Here is a 20,450-nt window from a genome sequence, read left to right as displayed (position 1 = left end):
GATATGACGACGCACACTCAGGACATTGGGAAGGAAGTCTCTTCGGTCATTGCCCAGTCATGGCATCGTTGCAGCAAGTTTATGCAGCGGGAAACCTGGCAGGCGCCGCATCAGGCGCAGGGCCTGACCTTTGAGTCGATCTGTCGTCGCAAAACGGCGCTGCTGACGATTGCTCAGGCCGCGCTGGAAGATGCCTGGGAGTTTATGGACGGCCGTCCGTGCGCGCTGTTAATTCTGGATGAATCGGCCTGTATTCTCAGCCGTTGCGGCGATCCGCAGACGGTGGAGCAACTGGCGGAGCTCGGTTTTCGCGACGGCAGCTACTGTGCAGAAAGCATTATTGGCAGCTGCGCGTTGTCGCTGGCGACGATGCCGGGGCAGCCGACAAAAACTTCTGGCGATCAACACTTTAAACAGGCGTTGCATCCGTGGTCGTTCTGCTCTACGCCAGTATTCGATAACCATGGTCGACTGTTTGGCTCCATCTCGCTGTGCTGTCTGGTAGAGCATGAGTGCGTTTCTGATTTATCCCTGACGCTGGCGATTGCCAGAGAAGTCGGCAACTCATTGCTGACTGACAGCCTGCTGGCTGAATCCAACCGCCATCTGAACCAGATGTACGGGCTGCTGGAGAGTATGGATGATGGCGTGATGGCCTGGAACGAACAGGGCGTATTGCAGTTCCTCAATGCGCGCGCGGCGCTGCTTTTGCATCTCGACGCGCAGGCCAGCCAGGGGAAGAATATTAACGACCTGCTCAATCTCCCCATGCTGCTGCGTCGGGCGATCAAACATGCCCGCGGCCTGAATCATGTCGAAGTCACCTTTGAAAGCCAGCACCAGTTTATTGATGCCGTCATCACCCTGAAACCGATTGTTGAAGAGCAGGGCAACAGCTTTATCCTGCTGCTGCATCCGGTGGAGCAAATGCGTCAACTGATGACCAGCCAGCTCGGCAAGGTGAGCCACACCTTTGAGCAGATGTCGACAGACGATCCAGAAACCCGACGCTTGATCCATTTCGGTCGTCAGGCGGCGAGGGGAAGTTTCCCGATCCTGCTGTGCGGGGAAGAGGGCGTCGGTAAAGAGCTATTGAGTCAGGCCATTCACAATGAAAGCGAACGCGCCAGCGGGCCGTATATCGCCGTGAACTGCCAGCTGTATGCCAACAGCGTACTGGGGCAGGATTTTATGGGCAGTGCGCCCACTGATGATGAAAACGGGCGGCTAAGCCGTCTTGAACTGGCGAACGGCGGCACGCTGTTTCTGGAAAAAATTGAATATCTGGCGCCGGAGTTACAATCCGCGTTGCTGCAGGTGATCAAGCAGGGGGTTTTAACACGCCTGGATGCCCGGCGGCTGATTCCGGTGGATGTCAAAGTGATCGCCACCACCACGGTTGATCTCGCGAATCTGGTGGAGCAAAACCGCTTTAGCCGTCAGTTGTATTACGCGCTGCACTCTTTTGAGATCGTTATCCCGCCGCTGCGGGCGCGGCGTAACAGTATTCCATCGCTGATTTATACGCGGTTGAATAGCCTGAAAAAACGCTTTTCATCCAGCCTGAAGATCGACGACGACGCATTGGCACAACTGGTGGCCTATTCGTGGCCGGGTAATGATTTTGAGCTGAACAGCATTATTGAAAACATCGCCATCAGCAGCGATAACGGCCATATTCGGCTGAGCAATCTGCCGGATTATCTGTTTGCCGAACGTCCTGGTCTGGAGACGGCGTCTTCACTGCTGCCCGCCAGCCTGACCTTTACCGCCATCGAGAAAGAGGCGATTATCCATGCCGCCCGCGTGACCAGTGGGCGTGTTCAGGAGATGTCGCAACTGCTGAATATTGGTCGCACCACCTTGTGGCGTAAGATGAAGCAGTACGACATTGATGCCAGCCAGTTTAAGCGTAAACATCTGGAGTAGTTTCTTCGATTCTGGCCATCGAGAACAGCGCATCCGACAGTCGATTGATATAACGCCTGGCCTCATCGCGTAACGTCAGCGTTCTGCCCATCGCGATGAGGATCCGCTCCAGCCGACGCGTCAGGGTTCGCGCAACGTGCAGTTGTGCCGATGCCTGATTTTTCCCCGGAATAACAAACTCTTTGAGCGGGCCGCTTTGCGCCATATTGCGGTCAATAAGCTGCTCCAGCGCCTGAATATCCTCTTCGCCAATACGCTGTTTTAAGCGTGTGAGTCCTTTCTGATCGCTGGCGAGTTCCGCCCCCAGTACGAACAGCATCTTCTGCATAGTGTGCAATTCCTGGCGTAGCTCGGCCTGGCGCGTGCTGGCATAGCAGACGCCAAGCTGGGAAATCAGTTCATCCACCGTGCCGTAGGCCTCAACGCGGATGTCGTCTTTATCGATACGACTGCCGCCAAACAGCGCGGTCGTGCCGTTATCGCCGGTTCGGGTATAGATGCGGTACATTTATTTTATCTCGCTGAAGGGAAGAACTTTAACCAGTTGACCGGCATTGGCGCCGAGCGTGCGGATCTGTGCTGTCCCGGCGCGGGTATGCCCGCAGACCAGCGCCCGATCCTCGGGCAACTGGGCATGGGTTAAGGCAATATCTCCGGTGGCGTTGAGACCGAGACCCACGCGCAGCGCCGAACTTTTGGCCGCCAGTTTGCCGAGCGCCAGCGCGCAGTCATGATCGTCGCAACAGATTGCCCGGCAGGGAACGCCTTGCTCTTCCAGTCCCCAGCACAGCTCATCAAGCACGCGAGTACCCTGCCAGCGTGAGTGATAAAACAGATGTACGCCCGGTGATGAAAGTGACATTGCGCCCCCTGCGTTATCAGAATGCCTGACGGAAGATCTCGGCAATTTCTTTCTCGTTCCCTTTGCGCGGGTTGGAGAAGGCGTTGCCGTCCTTCAGCGCCATTTCCGCCATATACGGGAAATCGGCTTCTTTGACGCCCAGATCGCGCAGATGCTGCGGAATACCGATGTCGGCGGAGAGGCGGGCAATAGCATGAATGGCCAGCTCGGCGGCATCCATGGTGGAGAGTCCGTCAGTGTTTTCGCCCATAAACTCTGCGATGTCGGCAAATTTTTCCGGGTTAGCGATCAGGTTATAGCGTGCCACGTGCGGCAACAGTACGGCATTCGCCACGCCGTGCGGCATGTCGTAAAGACCGCCAAGCTGATGCGCCATCGCGTGAACGTAGCCGAGGTTGGCGTTGTTGAAGGCCATACCCGCCAGCAGGGAGGCGTAGGCCATGTTCTCGCGAGCTTTCAGGTTGCTGCCCAGCGCCACGGCCTGACGCAAGTTACGGGCGATCAGGCGGATCGCCTGGATAGCGGCAGCGTCGGTGACCGGGTTGGCATCTTTGGAAATGTAGGCTTCCACGGCGTGGGTCAGGGCGTCCATCCCGGTGGCCGCAGTCAGTGGGGCTGGCTTGCCGAGCATCAGCAGCGGATCGTTAATGGAGACCGACGGCAGGTTGCGCCAGCTGACAATCACAAACTTCACTTTGGTTTTGGTATTGGTCAGCACGCAGTGGCGGGTGACTTCGCTGGCGGTCCCGGCAGTGGTATTCACCGCAACGATCGGCGGCAGCGGGTTGGTCAGGGTTTCAATTCCGGCATAGCTGTAGAGATCCCCTTCGTGAGTCGCCGCGATACCGATGCCTTTACCGCAATCATGCGGGCTACCGCCGCCAACGGTAACGATGATGTCGCAATGCTCTTTCCGAAAGACCTCCAGGCCGTCGCGCACGTTGGTGTCTTTGGGGTTTGGCTCAACGCCGTCAAAAACCACGACGTCAATACCGGCTTCACGCAGATGTGTGAGGGTTTTATCTACCGCGCCGTCTTTAATCGCCCGCAGACCTTTATCAGTGACCAGCAGCGCTTTTTTACCGCCCAACAGTTTGCAGCGTTCGCCGACCACGGAAATAGCATTGGGGCCAAAGAAGTTCACATTTGGCACCAGGTAATCAAACATACGATAGCTCATAATATACCTTCTTAGATTTAAATTATAATTCAGAGAAACAATTCAATGCGGTTTCTGCTAATAATCTGTCTTGTTCGACGGTACCGCCACTTACGCCAACGGCACCGATTACTTTGCCGTTTAATATGACAGGTAAACCGCCGCCAAAAATAACAATTCGTTGTTGATTGGTGAGCTGCAAGCCATATAGAGAGGCACCTGGTTGTACCGCATCGGTAATTTCATGGGTACCCTGTCGCAGGCAGCAGGCGGTATAAGCTTTATTAAGAGAGATATCACAGCTGGTGACAAACGCGTCGTCCATACGTTGCATTAGCAGCGTGTTCCCGCCGTGATCCACCACGGAAAACACCACCGGAACGTTGATTTCAAGCGCTTTAGCCTCGACGGCCTGCGCCATTTTCTTTGCAGCCGCCAGCGTAATAGTGGCGATTTGTTGGCTCTTATTCACAGTCTCTCCTGAAAAGGTTGTAGGGCTGAGGTCACGAAAATATCGCGCAACAGCTATTTTTATCATTGGCTTTATCTTATTTTCTCGCCCCGCGTTATTAAGTCAATAGGGTGGGGATTTCAAAAATATTACGTTCAGTTTCCTGTTGTGGCGTTTATTGATAATGATCATTTAACCTCGTCACAATTCACGGTGAATATTCCTGAGCCGCGTTTCAATATGAAACGATGGTTTTTTATTACGTGCCAAATTGGAACGAAATTAATTTTATTTTTTTATTGTCCTGCTCATTTAGAGTTCGGCTATTGCTGATGAAAGGCGAATGCCGGGTGTTGTGTCCCCGGCAATACGGCCCGGCGTCCCTATTTTTTATCTTTTGAGTCCATAAACTATGAGAAGATCAAAACGATTCGAAGTGCTTGCCCAGCGGCCTGTAAATCAGGATGGGCTAATTGGCGAATGGCCTGAAGAGGGGCTGATCGCAATGGAAAGCCCTTACGATCCGGCTTCGTCGGTGAAGGTGGAAAATGGTCGTATTGTTGAGCTGGACGGCAAGAGCCGCGCCGAGTTCGACATGATTGACCGGTTCATTGCCGATTACGCGATTAACGTGCCCGAGGCCGAGCGTGCCATGCAGCTCGACGCGCTGGAGATCGCCAGAATGCTGGTGGATATCCACGTCAGTCGGGAAGAGATCATTGCCATTACGACTGCCATCACCCCGGCGAAAGCGGTGGAGGTGATGGCGCAAATGAACGTGGTGGAGATGATGATGGCGCTGCAAAAAATGCGCGCCAGACGCACCCCCTCCAATCAGTGCCACGTGACCAACCTGAAAGATAACCCGGTACAGATTGCTGCCGACGCTGCTGAAGCGGGGATCCGTGGCTTTTCCGAACAGGAAACAACGGTCGGGATCGCCCGCTATGCGCCGTTTAACGCCCTGGCGCTGCTGGTGGGGTCCCAATGCGGTCGCCCCGGCGTGCTGACGCAATGCTCCGTTGAAGAGGCCACGGAGCTGGAACTGGGAATGCGCGGGCTAACCAGCTACGCCGAAACGGTGTCGGTATATGGCACGGAATCGGTGTTTACCGATGGCGATGATACGCCGTGGTCAAAAGCGTTTCTTGCCTCGGCGTATGCTTCTCGTGGCCTGAAGATGCGCTACACCTCCGGCACCGGCTCGGAAGCGCTGATGGGCTATTCCGAAAGTAAATCGATGCTTTATCTGGAGTCGCGTTGCATTTTTATCACCAAAGGCGCGGGCGTACAGGGGTTACAAAACGGCGCGGTCAGCTGTATCGGCATGACCGGCGCTGTGCCGTCGGGGATTCGCGCGGTGCTGGCGGAAAACCTGATTGCCTCGATGCTCGACCTTGAAGTGGCCTCCGCCAATGACCAGACCTTTTCCCACTCCGATATTCGTCGTACTGCCCGCACCCTGATGCAGATGCTGCCGGGCACCGACTTTATCTTCTCCGGCTATAGCGCGGTACCGAACTACGACAACATGTTTGCCGGGTCGAACTTCGACGCTGAAGACTTCGATGATTACAACATTCTGCAACGCGATCTGATGGTTGATGGGGGCCTGCGTCCGGTCACGGAAGAGGAGACAATCGCCATCCGCAATAAGGCCGCGCGCGCCATTCAGGCGGTGTTCCGCGAACTGGGCCTGCCGCTGATTAGCGATGAAGAGGTGGAGGCCGCCACTTACGCTCACGGCAGCAAAGATATGCCCGCGCGCAATGTGGTGGAAGATTTGGCTGCCGTGGAAGAGATGATGAAACGCAATATCACCGGGCTGGATATCGTCGGCGCGTTGAGTTCCAGCGGCTTCGAAGACATCGCCAGCAATATCCTCAACATGCTGAGGCAGCGTGTTACTGGTGATTACCTGCAAACGTCGGCCATTCTGGATCGTCAGTTCGACGTCGTCAGCGCCGTTAATGACATCAACGACTATCAGGGACCCGGCACCGGCTATCGCATCTCTGCTGAACGTTGGGCTGAAATTAAAAATATTGCGGGCGTGGTTCAGCCCGGCTCGATCGAATAAGGCGGTACACAGTGGAATGCACAACTGAACGTAAGCCGGTTTTCACCTTGCAGGTGAGTGAAGGCGAGGCGGCTAAAGCGGACGAACGCGTGGATGAAGTCGTGATAGGCGTCGGCCCCGCCTTTGATAAGTATCAGCACAAAACATTGATTGATATGCCGCACAAAGCGATTTTGAAAGAGCTGGTTGCCGGCATTGAAGAAGAGGGGCTGCATGCACGGGTGGTGAGGATTCTGCGCACCTCGGATGTTTCATTTATGGCATGGGATGCGGCAAATCTCAGCGGTTCTGGCATCGGGATTGGTATCCAGTCGAAAGGAACCACGGTGATTCATCAGCGCGATCTGCTGCCTCTGAGCAACCTTGAGCTGTTCTCTCAGGCTCCGCTGCTGACGCTGGAAACCTATCGCCAGATTGGTAAAAACGCCGCGCGCTATGCACGTAAAGAGTCGCCTTCGCCAGTGCCAGTGGTTAATGACCAGATGGTACGCCCCAAATTTATGGCCAAGGCCGCGCTGTTTCATATCAAAGAGACCAAACACGTGGTGCAGGATGCTGCGCCTGTCACGCTGCATATTGCACTCGTAAGGGAATGACCATGAACGACAACATTATGACCGCGCAGGATTATCCATTAGCGACCCGCTGCCCGGAGAAAATCCAGACTCCTACCGGCAAACCGCTAACCGAGATTACCCTTGAGAATGTGCTGGCGGGCCGCGTAGGTCCGCAGGATGTGCGTATTTCTCAGCAAACCCTGGAGTACCAGGCGCAGATTGCCGAACAGATGCAGCGTCACGCCGTGGCGCGTAATTTCCGTCGTGCGGCGGAGCTTATAGCAATCCCGGATGCCCGTATTCTTGAAATTTACAACGCGCTGCGGCCGTTTCGTTCTTCGTTCGCCGAGCTTCAGGCCATTGCCGATGAACTGGAACATACCTGGCATGCCACGGTGAACGCCGGGTTTGTCCGCGAGTCGGCAGAGGTGTATCAGCAGAGAAACAAGCTGCGTAAAGGCAGCCAGTGACGGAGGTTGTATGCCGTTAATTGCAGGGATTGATATCGGCAACGCCACCACCGAAGTGGCGTTGGCGCAGCATGGCCGGTTTATCGCCAGCGGGATTGTCGCCACGACCGGTATGAAAGGTACACGGGACAATATTGCCGGGGTGGTGGCCTCCCTGCAGCAGGCGCTGAATAACACCCCGTGGTCGCTTCAGGACGTAGCGAAAATCTGCATCAACGAGGCAGCACCGGTGATTGGCGATGTGGCGATGGAAACCATCACTGAAACCATCATTACCGAATCAACAATGATTGGGCATAACCCGCAAACGCCCGGCGGCGTTGGCGTGGGAATGGGAACTACCATCGCCGTGGAGAAGCTGGCGGCGTTGAGTGAAGATCGGTTTGCCCAGGGCTGGATCCCACTGGTCGGTGAGGAGAGGGATTTCCTCGAGGCGGTTTGGTTTATCAATGAGGCGCTGGATCGCGGGGTCAACGTGGTGGCGGCGATCCTGAAAAAAGATGATGGCGTGCTGGTGAACAATCGTCTGCGTCGAACAATGCCGGTGGTAGATGAAGTCACCCTGCTGGAGAAGGTGCCGGAAGGTGTGCTGGCGGCGGTGGAAGTGGCGGCCCCAGGACAGGTGGTGCGAGTGCTGTCGAATCCTTATGGCATCGCGACCTTCTTTACCCTGACGCCCGAGGAAACGCAAACCATCGTCCCCATCGCCAGGGCGCTAATTGGCAACCGTTCCGCCGTGGTGCTGAAAACCCCGCAGGGTGATGTGCGCTCAAGGGTGATCCCGGCGGGTAAGATCTTTATCCGCGGCGAAAAGCGCGGCGGTGAAGCCGACGTAGCGCAAGGCGCACAGGCCATTATGCAGGCGATGAGCACCTGTGCGCCCGTGTGCGATATTCGTGGTGAAGCAGGTACGCATGCAGGCGGCATGCTGGAGCGAGTGCGTAAGTTGATGGCCTCGCTGACCGGTCACGACATGAACGCGGTGTATATTCAGGATCTGTTGGCGGTGGATACGTTTATTCCACGCAAGGTGCAGGGCGGTATTGCCGGGGAGTGTTCAATGGAGAACGCCGTTGGCATTGCGGCGATGGTGAAATCCGATCGCTTACAGATGCAGGCCATTGCCAGTGAGCTGAGCGTCCGGTTAAACATCCCGGTTGAAGTCGGCGGCGTGGAGGCCAACATGGCTGTCGCCGGTGCGTTAACAACGCCCGGATGTGCTGCACCGCTGGCGATCCTCGATTTAGGCGCAGGCTCCACCGATGCCGCCATTATCAATAGCGATGGCGTAGTGAAAGCCGTCCATCTGGCTGGCGCGGGGAATATGGTCAGCCTGTTGATTCAAACCGAGCTGGGCTTAAGCGATCCGTTTCTGGCGGAGGAAATTAAAAAATACCCGCTGGCAAAAGTGGAGAGCCTGTTCAGCATTCGCCACGAGAACGGCGCGGTGGAGTTTTTTCGCGAACCGCTCAGTCCGTCAGTGTTTGCCAAAGTCGTTTATCTGAAAGACGGCGAGCTGATCCCGGTAGATAACCAGACCTCGCTGGAAAAAATTCGGTTGGTGCGCCGACAGGCCAAAGAGAAAGTTTTTGTGACCAACTGCCTGCGCGCTTTACGCCAGGTGTCACCCGGCGGCTCTATTCGCGATATGACTTTTGTGGTGCTGGTGGGCGGCTCCTCGCTGGATTTCGAAATCCCGCAGATGATCACCGACGCGCTGGCGCATTACGGCGTGGTTGCCGGACAGGGCAACATCCGTGGTACCGAAGGGCCGCGTAATGCGGTAGCGACCGGGCTGGTTTTGGCCGGGATAGCGAATTAATCGTGCAGAAAACAGCCGCCGCAAGCGTTTAGCTGCGGGGTAAATCAAATAAAGGTGATGTTCTCTTTGATATCCCGGCGGAGTTGGGTACATAGTATAAATGTGTCTCTCACGTGGTTAATTTTAAGGATAAGAGCATGCCAACAGCAATTGAGAAAGCATTGGATTTTATTGGTGGTATGAACACTTCGGCGTCAGTACCCCATTCAATGGATGAAAGTACCGCTAAGGGAATCTTAAAGTATTTGCATGACTTAGGTGTGCCAGCAAGTCCGGAAGCTGTGATGGCACGGGGTGAGCAGGAGGGATGGAATCCCGAGTTCACGAAAAAAGTGGCCGGATGGGCAGAAAAAGTGGCCTCCGGTAACCGCATCCTTATCAAGAACCCAGAGTATTTTTCAACTTATATGCAGGAGCAGCTCAAAGAGCTAGTTTGAGCTGACTATCGAATCAAACTCTAACGGACGTTTCCATCTCTGGATGGCAACGTCCAGAGGGGGTTGCCTTTCGCATGTTCTCGCCTTATCACGTGAAACACTTTCCGTCCCTGCCTGACTTGTTTTTCTTGTTACTCATTTCACATTTCGGTGCAAACAGGTAGAGCGCTATCAGCCAGGTTCAGTTGATTTGGTCTTAGCTAACAAGCTGGACATTATCGACGTGGCTGAAGTGGATGTTAACCACTTAATTTCATGATAAATATAATAAAAACCCAAAAGGTGAACAGGTGGACACTTTTTTATATAAAGTAATTTTTGTGATTTTTTGAGTATGGATTGTGGGGCGTTAAAAGTTACAGGTAATAAAAACGCGCCTAATAACTTCGGCGCGTTTGTGGTGTATTTCCGCTGTAGCCACCTGTCAGGTGGTCATGTTCGAATCACAAGGTAATACGTTGGCAGAGCCTGGACACGTAAACGTCATGTGTTTTCACCCTGTGATTTTTTCCACTTCCTCTGTCTGGCAGCAGCAATAAACCAGATCGCAAACGTAGTGATGGCTATAGCCAGAAAATACAGAATCAGTGAAAACCCGTCATTCCAGTGCGCTTCCTGTATGAATCCATAGTTTTCCTCATACCACGCCATAAACGCTTCATCAGGGATGAAGTAACAAAGCAGGGTGTAAACCACTGTCAGGGCGAGCAGTTCAGAAAGCCATAAAAAAACATGTGTGGCCGGTTTCATCAGTACACCTGTATTGTGCCGAACGCTTTTAATTGAGCCGTAACCATAACTGATGGTGTGCTTAATAAAGCCTCAAGTAAGATTGCGTAATCTGCATGGCTGGGTAGCGTAATGCAGCCATCACTAATGCCCGATTTACCCGCGGGATGTAAACGGAAGTTACCCCGCTCAACACCGTCTATGAATGAGATATCATCAATTTGGCTATCCTGGCGATAAAGCGCAAACCATAGATCGCGATCTGAGCCGCTCTCTAAGCCGTGCACCATATCCCGCCATCGGGAGTGAAGCCCGCCTCTTTGGCGCGTCACGATGTAGTAAAGACCGGGCGGCAATGGCCCTTTTTTTACTACTGTAATCGAGGCCGGGTTATTCCTGTGTGGCCCTGCATTTCCTGAGTACGCCGGGAAAAAACCCACGCCCGGGCAACTTAATGTTGATAGCTGTCCGCCATTAAGATGGAAGGTGCACCGGATCATCTTTCATTCCACGCATCAGAAAACTGAATGTTGCCATCACAGTATTTCCAGGTAATCCGCTCATACCGCATGGCTACGTTTTCAAGATGATTATGTTTTTCGGTCGCCGGGTTTTTGATATCGAGCATATGCGGCGCGGAGCTGACGATCTTCACGTTCTCAAGCAACATGTTGAAGTATTCAACTTCTTGCCCGGCGTCGTTAATTCTGTACCATTTAAATTCTGCGCTTTTAAGTGTCTGCCCGGTGGCAATAGCCTTGTAAAGATACGGGCTGGAAGAGTCGAACTCTTTTTGAAAGTTAAGGGGGGCATGTTGCCTGGTGCCGGTGAGTTTTCCGGTTCTGCTGTCTGTCGGAATATGCAGACCATGATCAAAAGATAGAATCTCAATGCTTCCCTCTCTATCCTGGACATCAACTGAACCTTTGATATCCGCGCCGCCGTCGTCTTTTAAAAATAAATATGCAGGAATAGCCATTACATAAACGCCTTTTAGTTAATGAGGTGACTAAATCCTATAACCTAAGCCGCAAGTATGTCCAAAATAATGTTATTGTAAGCTGGTAAATAACATATATGTGAATGTGTTATTTGGATTTATATAAAAAATAAATGAAAGGAAAGTATAATGGAGAATATTGAAATCGAGAAACATAAAAAATTCATAAATGCAGTAATTTGGAATTAAAAAAAAGAATATAAGTGGTCTTTAAATTCTGAAGCATTTTTCTTTGTTGATCATCATGGATTTTTATGTGGCTCACTTTCGGGTGAGATGCTGGCCGCCAATCGTGAGCAGCCCAATGTAATGATAGAATATTTGGGTGATGCTGCCAACTTACTGATTTAGTGTATGATGGTGTTTTTGAGGTGCTCCAGTGGCTTCTGTTTCTATCAGCTGTCCCTCCTGTTCAGCTACTGACGGGGTGGTGCGTAACGGCAAAAGCACTGCCGGACATCAGCGCTATCTCTGCTCTCACTGCCGTAAAACATGGCAACTGCAGTTCACTTACACCGCTTCTCAACCCGGTACGCACCAGAAAATCATTGATATGGCCATGAATGGCGTTGGATGCCGGGCAACCGCCCGCATTATGGGCGTTGGCCTCAACACGATTTTCCGCCATTTAAAAAACTCAGGCCGCAGTCGGTAACCTCGCGCATACAGCCGGGCAGTGACGTCATCGTCTGCGCGGAAATGGACGAACAGTGGGGATACGTCGGGGCTAAATCGCGCCAGCGCTGGCTGTTTTACGCGTATGACAGGCTCCGGAAGACGGTTGTTGCGCACGTATTCGGTGAACGCACTATGGCGACGCTGGGGCGTCTTATGAGCCTGCTGTCACCCTTTGACGTGGTGATATGGATGACGGATGGCTGGCCGCTGTATGAATCCCGCCTGAAGGGAAAGCTGCACGTAATCAGCAAGCGATATACGCAGCGAATTGAGCGGCATAACCTGAATCTGAGGCAGCACCTGGCACGGCTGGGACGGAAGTCGCTGTCGTTCTCAAAATCGGTGGAGCTGCATGACAAAGTCATCGGGCATTATCTGAACATAAAACACTATCAATAAGTTGGAGTCATTACCCAAAGTAAGAACTAAAATAGTCGGTGATGGGGACCGTAATTTCGGCTGCAGTCGCGGGTAATTTATTTTTTACAACGATGGCCTTTCTTATGGATGGAAAGGCCAAACCCATCAGTTAAAGATGGTTGTTTTACTATAATCCAACGACCTCATCCCCGATATTAGTCAAAATCATTAATTCTTTAATCTCTCGTTGTGCCAACTGTAATTCAAACTGCTCTTGAATTAACATCCACTTCGACCAACTTCCACCGACTACATGCGATAACCGGAGTGCCATAGCTTTCGTCAGTGAAACTGAACCGTTCAACAATTCAACTATCTCTTGCTCGCGACATCCCATGTAAACCGAAAATTTATTCAGTCCTATATTTGATACCGCTAGTATTTCGGCCAGTTTAATGCCGGGATGATCAGGAAGTAAGGTCATGCCGTATTCATCCTGATAAATTCCATAAATAGAACAGCCAGTTTCTCTCAGTTCTCGTAAATTCTTCCCTGCAAACTTCAGCTCGTGTGAAAGCCCGAGAAACTCACCAGTAAATTCATATTCTGCTTCAGGCCTATGGTGGCATTTGATCAATGCAAATGCCGCCCCTACTTTTTCAACTGTTACAGTAACCGACATTGAACCACCTCCGTCAAGATAATCGATGAACGTTTTAGACTGTCCAGCTGTTCGACACCACTTCTGCCTGCTTCAAAATCAGTTCCACGGCGCCCGGCGTTTTGTCCGGCGGATACTTATACTTACGCAGCGTCTGGCGCACCAGAATACGCAATCGGGCACGCACGCTTTCACGCACCTGCCAGTCCACGGTGGTGGACTGCCGCAATTTCAATGTCACTTCGATGGCCAGCTTTCTCAGCGTATCATCGCCCAGTTCACGCACTGCACTTTCATTTTCAGCCAGCGCATCATAGAAGGCGATTTCATCCGGGGTCAGCCCTAACGCATCATCACGCGCCATCGCCTCCTGGAACGCTTTCGCCATCTGGATCAGCTCTTCAATCACCTGCGCGGTTTCAATCGCCCGGTTATTGTATTTGAGCAGTACGGCTTTCAGGCGGTCAGAATATTTCTTCTGCTGCACTACGTTATTACCGGAACGTGCATGAATCCCGTCATTGAGCAGTTTTTCCAGCAATTCTACAGCCAGATTACGCTGCGGCATTTCCCGCACTTCCTCCAGGAACTCATCCGACAGCAAACCTATGTTCGGCTTATCCAATCCAGCCAAAGCAAACACATCTTCAACGCCGGTCGCGACGACCGCATTATCAAGAATTTTACTCAGCAGCGAATTTTTTTCTGACTGGCTAAATTTGGCCTTCGGATCGAGTTTGATAAGCCCCACCCGGATCGCCGAAAGAAACGCGAACTCTTCCTGCAAAGGTTCGGCCTCATCCAGCGTGTTACATAGTGACCAGGCTTTGCTCATCGCCAGCGAGACATCGAGGTAACGTTTTTTACCGTCATCCAGTCCCAGAATGTAGTTCACGGCATCACGCAAGAAGGCCAGCGGATCGCGGGAGAAGCCCGTGTAATCAAATCCCGGCTTACCCGCCGAACGGGCAAACATCCCATGAATGACATCCATTTTTTCCAGCAGAATCGCAAAGGCTTCCCGGGCATCAACCGTCGTCTGTCCTTTGCCTTTTGAATCGGTATAGGTTTTCAGTGCCTGCTTCAGCTCGTTGGCAATGCCGATATAATCCACCACCAGTCCGCCGGGTTTATCCCGGAACACACGGTTAACGCGGGCAATCGCCTGCATCAGGTTATGGCCGCGCATCGGTTTGTCGATATACATGGTGTGGCAGCACGGGGCATCAAACCCGGTCAGCCACATATCCCGCACAATCACCAGTTTCAGCGGGTCGTTCAGATCTTTAAAGCGGGCTTCCAGGCGTTTTTTGGTCTGTTTGTTGTAGATATGCGATTGCAGATGGTCTTTATCTGACGCCGATCCGGTCATGATGACTTTGATCGCCCCTTGTTCAACGTCTTCACTGTGCCATTCCGGGCGGATCGCCACGATGGCATCGTACAGTTTCACGCAGATCTCGCGGCTCATGGCGACAATCATCGCTTTGCCGTTCATAGCAGCATTGCGCGTTTCAAAATGTTGAACCAGATCGGCCGCTACCTGTTTGATACGCGGCTCTGAACCGACCAGCTTTTCCAGACGGCTCCAGTCGCCTTTGGTTTTCTCCTGCTGACCCGTCTCTTCGTCTTCTACCAGTTCATCGACCTGATCGGATAGCGTTTCCAGCTCTTCATGGTTCAGGTCGAGTTTTGCCAGCCGGGATTCGTAGTAGATCGGCACCGTTGCGCCGTCATCGACCGCATCCTGAATGTCGTAGATAGAGACATAATCACCGAACACGGCACGGGTATCTTTATCTTCCGAGGCAATCGGCGTGCCGGTAAAGCCCATAAACGACGCATTCGGCAGCGCGTCGCGCATATGTTTTGCGTAGCCGTATTTATAGACACCCGTTTGTCTGTCCAGCGTGGCGCTCAGGCCATACTGGCTACGGTGCGCTTCATCCGAAATCACCACGATGTTGCTGCGCTGATTGAGTGCCGGATGGCTCTGCTCACCGTCCAGCGGCGCAAACTTCTGCACGGTGGTAAAGATGATGCCGCCGGATTCACGGGCATTAAGCAACTCGCGCAATTCATCTCGATCGTTGGCCTGTAGTGGCGTCTGCTTCAGCAAATCCTGTGCCTGGCAGAAGGTGGCGTATAACTGGCCGTCGAGATCGTTGCGATCCGTCACCACCACAATGGTCGGGTTGTTCATCTCCGCCTGTTGCAGCAGTTTCCCGGCATAGCAGCACATAGAGATACTTTTGCCGGAACCCTGGGTATGCCAGACGACCCCCGCTTTTTTACTACCGGGCTGAATATTACTGTGCAACGGCAGGTGTTTACCGGTCGAGGCCACAATCGTCGCCGTCACCGCTTCACGCACTGCATGGAACTGGTGATAGGCGGCAATCTTCTTAATCAGCCGTTTGCCGTCATTCTCAAACAGGACAAAATAGCGGATATAATCGAGCAATAATTCACGGTTAAAAAAGCCCTGCACGACGGTTTTAAGCTGCCAGTCAAACTGCGGTTTGTCATTTTCGTTCGCCACCGTTTTCCACGGCAGGAAGCGCTCTTCATCCGCCGTGAGAGAGCCAATGCGCGCATTCTGCCCATCGCTCACCACCAGCGCTTCGTTACAGATAAACAGATCGCTCAATTCGTTTTTATAGGTCTGTAACTGGTTAAACGCCGCCCAGATATCGGCGTTAGCATCAATGGGGCTTTTCAGCTCAATCACCGCCACCGGCAGACCGTTGATATAGCCAATGATATCCGGACGACGAACCTGCTTTATTCCCTGAATGGCGACCTGGTTCACCACCATAAAGCGGTTGTTGTCTGGATGGTTGAAATCCATTAACAGCGCGTTATCGTGAATTACCTTGTCTTCATGCTTATATTCAACGGGTACGCCATTGAGCAGCAGGTGATGAAAGACTTTATTGCTGACGACCAGATCCGGGCTGTGCGCATGGGCGATACGCAGTATCACCTCCTCCAGCACGGAAACAGGGAGATGGGGATTGATGGTTTGCAGCTGCTCCAGCATTACCGGGCGCAGAAACACATCATGAAATGAGGCACGCAGCGGGTTATCGCCATCCGGTGCGATATCCGGCCCGTGCAGCACGTCCCAGCCCTGTTCAGCAAACCATTGCAGGCATTGCTGTTCTAAATCGTCTTCGCTTAGGGAAGGTGCGAATAAGCAGGTCATTTCTTCCCAAGCTGACTCGCTGATTAAAATTTCGCGGATCTGGGCCGATTTTTTTCCCGCAAACACATCGAATCAGCCTATTTAGGCTATTTTTTCCACCATTTCTGGCGTTATTTCCGGTTTTTACTGAGATCTCTCCCACTGACGTATCATTTGGTCCACCCGAAACAGGTTGGCCAGGGTGAATAACATCGCCAGTTGGTTATCGTTTTTCAGCAGCCCCTTGTATCTGGCTTTCACGAAGCCGAACTGCCGCTTGATGATGCGAAACGGGTGCTCCACCTTGGCACGGATGCTGGCTTTCATGTATTCGATGTTGATGGCCGTTTTGTTCTTGCGCGGATGCTGCTTCAAGGTTTTTACCTTGCCGGGACGCTCGGCGATCAGCCAGTCCACATCCACCTCGGCCAGCTCCTCGCGCTGTGGCGCTCCTTGGTAGCCGGCATCGGCTGAGACAAATTGCTCCTCTCCATGAAGCAGATTACCCAGCTGATTGAGGTCATGCTCGTTGGCCGCGGTGGTGACTAGGCTGTGGGTCAGGCCACTCTTGGCATCGACACCAGTGTGGGCCTTCATGCCAAAGTGCCACTGATTACCTTTCTTGGTCTGATGCATCTCCGGATCGCGTTGCTGCTCTTTGTTCTTGGTAGAGCTGGGTGCCTCAATGATGGTGGCATCCACCAAAGTGCCTTGGGTCATCATGACGCCTGCTTCGGCCAGCCAGCGATTGATGGTCTTGAACAATTGACGGGCCAGTTGATGCTGCTCGAGCAGGTGGCGGAAATTCATGATGGTGGTGCGATCCGGCAGGGCGCTATCCAGGGATAATCGGGCAAACAGGCGCATGGAGGCGATTTCGTACAGGGCATCTTCCATGGCACCGTCGCTCAGGTTGTACCAATGCTGCATGCAGTGAATACGCAGCATGGTCTCCAGCGGATAGGGCCGTCGGCCATTGCCCGCCTTGGGATAAAACGGCTCGATGACAGCGGTCATATTCTGCCATGGCAAAATCTGCTCCATGCGGGAGAGGAAAATCTCTTTTCGGGTCTGACGGCGCTTAGTGCTGAATTCACTATCGGCGAAGGTGAGTTGATGGCTCATGATGTCCCTCTGGGATGCGCTCCGGATGAATATGATGATCTCATATCAGGAACTTGTTCGCACCTTCCTTAGGCGTTGAGCTGATCACTCGCTTCATTGCCTCAGATGGACGCCCCCTTCACCCTGAGTTCGTAATTTCATCTTGGGATTTAGATAGGAAGCGGCTTTTCCTATACGAACAAGGTGAATCGCCACGGATAATCTAGACACTTCCGAGCCGTTGATAATACTGTTTTTCATATTCTGTCGGTGACATCTGTTCGCTAGAACCATGCCGACGCTTACTGTTATAAAACATTTCGATGTAATCAAAAATATCACTGCGGGCTTCTTCTCGCGTTCCGTAGATCTTTTTCTTTATCCGTTCACGTTTCAACAACTGGAAAAAACTTTCTGCAACCGCATTATCATGGCAGTTACCGCGACGGCTCATGCTACCCTCCAGGCCGTGTGATTTCAGGAACGACTGCCACTCATGGCTTGTGTACTGACTGCCCTGATCCGAATGAACCAGCACCTGTTTTTCGGGATTACGCCGCCATACAGCCATCAGCAGTGCGTTCAGGACAATGTCCTTTGTCATCCGGGATTGCATGGACCAGCCGATAATTTTGCGTGAGAACAGATCAACAACAACGGCAAGATACAGCCAGCCTTCGTGGGTCCTGATGTAGGTTATGTCCGTTACCCAACGCTCATCAGGAGCATCCGGATTGAACTGTCGCTGGAGCCTGTTGGGTGACACGATACTGGCCTCGCCTTTACGTGCCCGCGGGCTTCGGTATCCGACCTGAGCCTTTATTCCGACACGTTTCATCAGTCTCCAGACTCTGTTTACTCCGCACTGTTGCCCGCTGTCACGCAGATCCAGATGGATTTTGCGATAACCATAGACGCATCCCGATTCCAGCCAGAACTGTTTAATCTGTCCTGTCAGTCTCAGGTCTGCCTGATGGCGTTGTGAATGCGGCTGCTGAAGCCAGGCGTAAAAACCACTGGGATGAACATCCAGCACCCGACAGAGCAGGCGAACAGGCCAGCAACAGGAGTTGTCACGGATAAAGGCGTACCTCAGTCGGACAGCTTTGCGAAGTACGCCGCAGCTTTCCTGAGAAACTCCCGGTTCACACGCATAACTCGGGATCTTGCTGGAGAGAGTAACCCAGTGATTTTGCCCTTCGTTTAAGCCCGTCGAGTACGCGATTACGGTAGCGCTCTTCATAATAATCCGCGCCAGGATCGACATATTTCTGACCGTATTTAAGGGCATTGTAGAACAGTATTGCCAGTTTTCTTGCCGTTGCAGTGACTGCTTTTGCTTTCCCGATACGGGATGATAATCGACGATAAAAAGCACCCAGCGCTGTATCGCTCCGGCCAATTGTTGTGGCTGCCAGTCTTAGTGCAGCAGCAATTCGACTGGATGAACGCCGTGTTTTCGAGGACAGTACTTTTCCACCGGAGATCTTATTCCCCGGGGACAAACACAGCCACGAGGTAAAATGGCTCGCATCCGGCCAGCGATTCATGTCAGTACCGCATTCGGCAACGAATTTTAGTGCCAGATAAGGTCCGAACCCATGTATCTGTGTCAGGTCTGCTCCGGTAATTTTCCAGAGTAATGGCCTGACATCAAAGGAAAGCTGATTGGGCTGTTTTGTACGATGTCTGGCGGAGGGCAATACTCCTTCAGGCTCTTCAGTTCCGGTGCTGAGCTGCAATAATGAAGTTTCGATTTGATCATCACACTCACGGATTTTTTCCTGGTAAAAATCGAAAAATGCCACCGACTGTTCAAGTGCAAAAAGATGTTCAGGCTGCCAGTTCCCTGTCAGTGCCTGTTGAAGAACCTCTGGCGTCTTTTTACATCTGACATCACGATACTGGATCAATACTGAAGGATCGCGCTCACCACTGACAATAGCTCTGACGATTGAAAGACCGGTAACGCCAGTAATATCCGATACGGCATGATGCAATTGAACATTCATCTGCATCAACGCCTTCTGCATATGTTGGATATGAGCAGCCCGGTATTCAGTCAGGCGTTCCCGTTGTCTCAAATAAGACCTGAGTACGGAAATGTCGTGTTCAGGTCTGAAACTGGCCCGAAGAAGGCCAAATGAATGCAGCTTCTGCAGCCACTGTGCGTCATTGACATCAGTCTTGCGACCGGGAACATTTTTTGCGTCTCTGGCATTAACAAGGATCACATTGAAACCCGCAGCCTCAAGGATCTCAAAAGCAGGCAACCAGTAAACGCCAGTGGACTCCATGGCAATGGTCGTAATGTGACAGGTTTTGAGCCAGTCGGACATCCGATGAAGGTCGCCAGTGAAACTTTGAAAAGTTCTGACCGGCTCGGCGTCAGCATCCGGTGGAACGGCGACTACGTGGAATTCAGCGCCAATATCAACGCCCGCAGCATGAGGATGGATAACAGACATTCGGGAGGATTTTTTCATGGAAATCTCCTTGCTCATTTTTCGATGAACGAAGGAGGGGACGACGGAGAAATCACCTTCCTGAACGGGATCAAAGTCACCACTGCCGGATCCGCCACAGTCCCTGAACCATGTTTTTTTACGGGGTCATACCACCAAAAGGCCGACGGCTGCTTCCTTCGCTAAATTAGCCTGCCAACTTTTCCGGGGAGTTTCTGAGACTCAGGACGGGGTTTCACCCATGGACAGTTTTTTAATATGTCCCGTTCGTCGGTAACCCGTTTCAGCTCTTTCTGGAGACGGCGGATCTCGGCCTGAGCATCTGACTGTTCTTTATTAGTGGAAGAATCCGGACCGTACTTCTTTATCCAGGCATAAAGGCTGTGGGTGGTGATATCGAGACGTGTTGCAACGCTGGCAACAGAATAACCGCGATCAACAACCTGTTTGACTGCTTCAGTTTTAAACTCTTCGGGATAACGCTTACCGCTCATGGGCA

Annotated in this window: 19 protein-coding genes and 3 pseudogenes; 8 read left to right on the top strand and 14 right to left on the bottom strand. The window is 52.4% G+C overall.

Annotated elements, in window-relative coordinates:
• The first annotated feature begins 3 nt into the window (after window positions 1–3).
• A complete protein-coding gene (gene dhaR, locus HV334_RS21295; protein WP_047499188.1) occupies window positions 4–1,929 on the top strand; it encodes a dihydroxyacetone kinase operon transcriptional regulator DhaR in 1,926 nt (641 codons plus the stop codon).
• On the opposite strand, the gene HV334_RS21290 is transcribed toward dhaR, so the two are convergent.
• The 4 genes from HV334_RS21290 to HV334_RS21275 are packed head-to-tail and all read right to left on the bottom strand — an operon-like array spanning window position 1,907 to window position 4,422.
• Window positions 1,907–2,437: a cob(I)yrinic acid a,c-diamide adenosyltransferase gene (locus tag HV334_RS21290; protein WP_181220868.1), complete on the bottom strand. Its 531-nt coding sequence runs from the start codon at window positions 2,435–2,437 to the stop codon at window positions 1,907–1,909. The genes dhaR and HV334_RS21290 overlap by 23 nt on opposite strands.
• Window positions 2,438–2,791, bottom strand: coding sequence for a glycerol dehydratase reactivase beta/small subunit family protein (locus tag HV334_RS21285; protein WP_016154583.1), 354 nt, complete (start codon window positions 2,789–2,791; stop codon window positions 2,438–2,440).
• A 16-nt stretch (window positions 2,792–2,807) separates the two neighbouring features.
• Window positions 2,808–3,971 carry a 1,3-propanediol dehydrogenase gene (gene dhaT, locus HV334_RS21280; protein ID WP_016157511.1) on the bottom strand — a complete coding sequence of 388 codons (1,164 nt, stop codon included), beginning with the start codon at window positions 3,969–3,971 and terminating at the stop codon, window positions 2,808–2,810.
• Between the two features lie 22 nt (window positions 3,972–3,993).
• Complete coding sequence (locus HV334_RS21275) at window positions 3,994–4,422, bottom strand: heme-binding protein (protein WP_019077737.1); 429 nt, start codon at window positions 4,420–4,422, stop codon at window positions 3,994–3,996.
• Between the two features lie 391 nt (window positions 4,423–4,813).
• On the opposite strand from HV334_RS21275, the gene HV334_RS21270 reads away from it, so the two are divergent.
• The 5 genes from HV334_RS21270 to HV334_RS21250 all read left to right on the top strand — a co-directional run bounded on the left by HV334_RS21270 (window position 4,814) and on the right by HV334_RS21250 (window position 9,767).
• Window positions 4,814–6,481: a propanediol/glycerol family dehydratase large subunit gene (locus tag HV334_RS21270; RefSeq protein WP_016154580.1), complete on the top strand. Its 1,668-nt coding sequence runs from the start codon at window positions 4,814–4,816 to the stop codon at window positions 6,479–6,481.
• Between the two features lie 11 nt (window positions 6,482–6,492).
• Window positions 6,493–7,077, top strand: coding sequence for a propanediol/glycerol family dehydratase medium subunit (locus HV334_RS21265; protein ID WP_016154579.1), 585 nt, complete (start codon window positions 6,493–6,495; stop codon window positions 7,075–7,077).
• Window positions 7,078–7,079: 2 nt separating this feature from the next.
• The gene (locus HV334_RS21260; RefSeq protein ID WP_016154578.1) at window positions 7,080–7,508 is read left to right on the top strand and encodes a diol dehydratase small subunit; all 429 of its coding nucleotides are present in this window, start codon (window positions 7,080–7,082) and stop codon (window positions 7,506–7,508) included.
• 10 nt (window positions 7,509–7,518) lie between these two features.
• Entirely contained in the window at window positions 7,519–9,330 is a 1,812-nt protein-coding gene (locus HV334_RS21255) for a diol dehydratase reactivase subunit alpha (RefSeq protein WP_181220867.1), read from the top strand.
• 113 nt (window positions 9,331–9,443) lie between these two features.
• The gene (locus tag HV334_RS21250; protein WP_071524484.1) at window positions 9,444–9,767 is read left to right on the top strand and encodes a DUF1889 family protein; all 324 of its coding nucleotides are present in this window, start codon (window positions 9,444–9,446) and stop codon (window positions 9,765–9,767) included.
• Window positions 9,768–10,250: 483 nt separating this feature from the next.
• On the opposite strand, the gene HV334_RS21245 is transcribed toward HV334_RS21250, so the two are convergent.
• Genes HV334_RS21245 through HV334_RS21235 form a run of 3 tightly spaced genes read right to left on the bottom strand, consistent with a single transcriptional unit; the run spans window position 10,251 to window position 11,475 of the window.
• The gene (locus tag HV334_RS21245; RefSeq protein WP_047499199.1) at window positions 10,251–10,517 is read right to left on the bottom strand and encodes a hypothetical protein; all 267 of its coding nucleotides are present in this window, start codon (window positions 10,515–10,517) and stop codon (window positions 10,251–10,253) included.
• Window positions 10,517–10,996, bottom strand: coding sequence for a DUF2778 domain-containing protein (locus HV334_RS21240; RefSeq protein WP_047499201.1), 480 nt, complete (start codon window positions 10,994–10,996; stop codon window positions 10,517–10,519). Before HV334_RS21240 ends, HV334_RS21245 begins: the two co-directional genes overlap by 1 nt.
• Window positions 10,993–11,475 carry an Hcp family type VI secretion system effector gene (locus HV334_RS21235; protein WP_047499203.1) on the bottom strand — a complete coding sequence of 161 codons (483 nt, stop codon included), beginning with the start codon at window positions 11,473–11,475 and terminating at the stop codon, window positions 10,993–10,995. Before HV334_RS21235 ends, HV334_RS21240 begins: the two co-directional genes overlap by 4 nt.
• Before the next feature lie 400 nt (window positions 11,476–11,875).
• On the opposite strand from HV334_RS21235, the gene HV334_RS21230 reads away from it, so the two are divergent.
• A protein-coding gene (locus tag HV334_RS21230; RefSeq protein WP_095033700.1) for an IS1-like element IS1B family transposase occupies window positions 11,876–12,573 on the top strand; the annotation gives its coding sequence in 2 pieces (ribosomal slippage) (window positions 11,876–12,125 and window positions 12,125–12,573; 699 coding nt in all).
• A 148-nt stretch (window positions 12,574–12,721) separates the two neighbouring features.
• Here HV334_RS21230 and HV334_RS21225 read toward each other — a convergent pair.
• Genes HV334_RS21225 through HV334_RS21215 form a run of 4 tightly spaced genes read right to left on the bottom strand, consistent with a single transcriptional unit; the run spans window position 12,722 to window position 17,507 of the window.
• A complete protein-coding gene (locus HV334_RS21225; RefSeq protein WP_006809979.1) occupies window positions 12,722–13,216 on the bottom strand; it encodes a hypothetical protein in 495 nt (164 codons plus the stop codon).
• Window positions 13,217–13,250: 34 nt separating this feature from the next.
• Complete coding sequence (locus HV334_RS21220) at window positions 13,251–16,403, bottom strand: type I restriction endonuclease subunit R (protein WP_181220866.1); 3,153 nt, start codon at window positions 16,401–16,403, stop codon at window positions 13,251–13,253.
• Window positions 16,333–16,545, bottom strand: coding sequence for a hypothetical protein (locus HV334_RS25515; RefSeq protein WP_320157006.1), 213 nt, complete (start codon window positions 16,543–16,545; stop codon window positions 16,333–16,335). Before HV334_RS25515 ends, HV334_RS21220 begins: the two co-directional genes overlap by 71 nt.
• A complete protein-coding gene (locus HV334_RS21215) occupies window positions 16,527–17,507 on the bottom strand; it encodes an IS5-like element ISKpn26 family transposase (protein WP_181220865.1) in 981 nt (326 codons plus the stop codon). Before HV334_RS21215 ends, HV334_RS25515 begins: the two co-directional genes overlap by 19 nt.
• Window positions 17,508–17,551: 44 nt before the next feature.
• Between HV334_RS21215 and HV334_RS25405 the strand changes: the two are divergent.
• A pseudogene (locus tag HV334_RS25405) lies at window positions 17,552–17,686 on the top strand (EAL domain-containing protein); the annotation flags it as partial.
• 23 nt (window positions 17,687–17,709) lie between these two features.
• On the opposite strand, the pseudogene HV334_RS21210 reads toward HV334_RS25405, so the two are convergent.
• The 3 genes and pseudogenes from HV334_RS21210 to HV334_RS21200 form a co-directional block, all read right to left on the bottom strand.
• Window positions 17,710–18,603 (bottom strand): annotated as a pseudogene (locus tag HV334_RS21210) (IS3 family transposase); the annotation flags it as partial.
• 28 nt (window positions 18,604–18,631) lie between these two features.
• Window positions 18,632–19,972: an IS110 family transposase gene (locus HV334_RS21205; RefSeq protein WP_008786676.1), complete on the bottom strand. Its 1,341-nt coding sequence runs from the start codon at window positions 19,970–19,972 to the stop codon at window positions 18,632–18,634.
• Between the two features lie 230 nt (window positions 19,973–20,202).
• Window positions 20,203–20,445: pseudogene (locus HV334_RS21200) on the bottom strand (transposase); the annotation flags it as partial.
• Window positions 20,446–20,450: the final 5 nt, after the last annotated feature.

This window comes from Citrobacter sp. RHBSTW-00944, from assembly GCF_013615435.1.
GTDB classification, from domain to species: Bacteria; Pseudomonadota; Gammaproteobacteria; order Enterobacterales; family Enterobacteriaceae; genus Citrobacter; species Citrobacter braakii.
The sequence above is the reverse complement of the archived record's forward strand: the minus strand, read 5'-3'. Positions and strand labels throughout refer to the sequence as shown.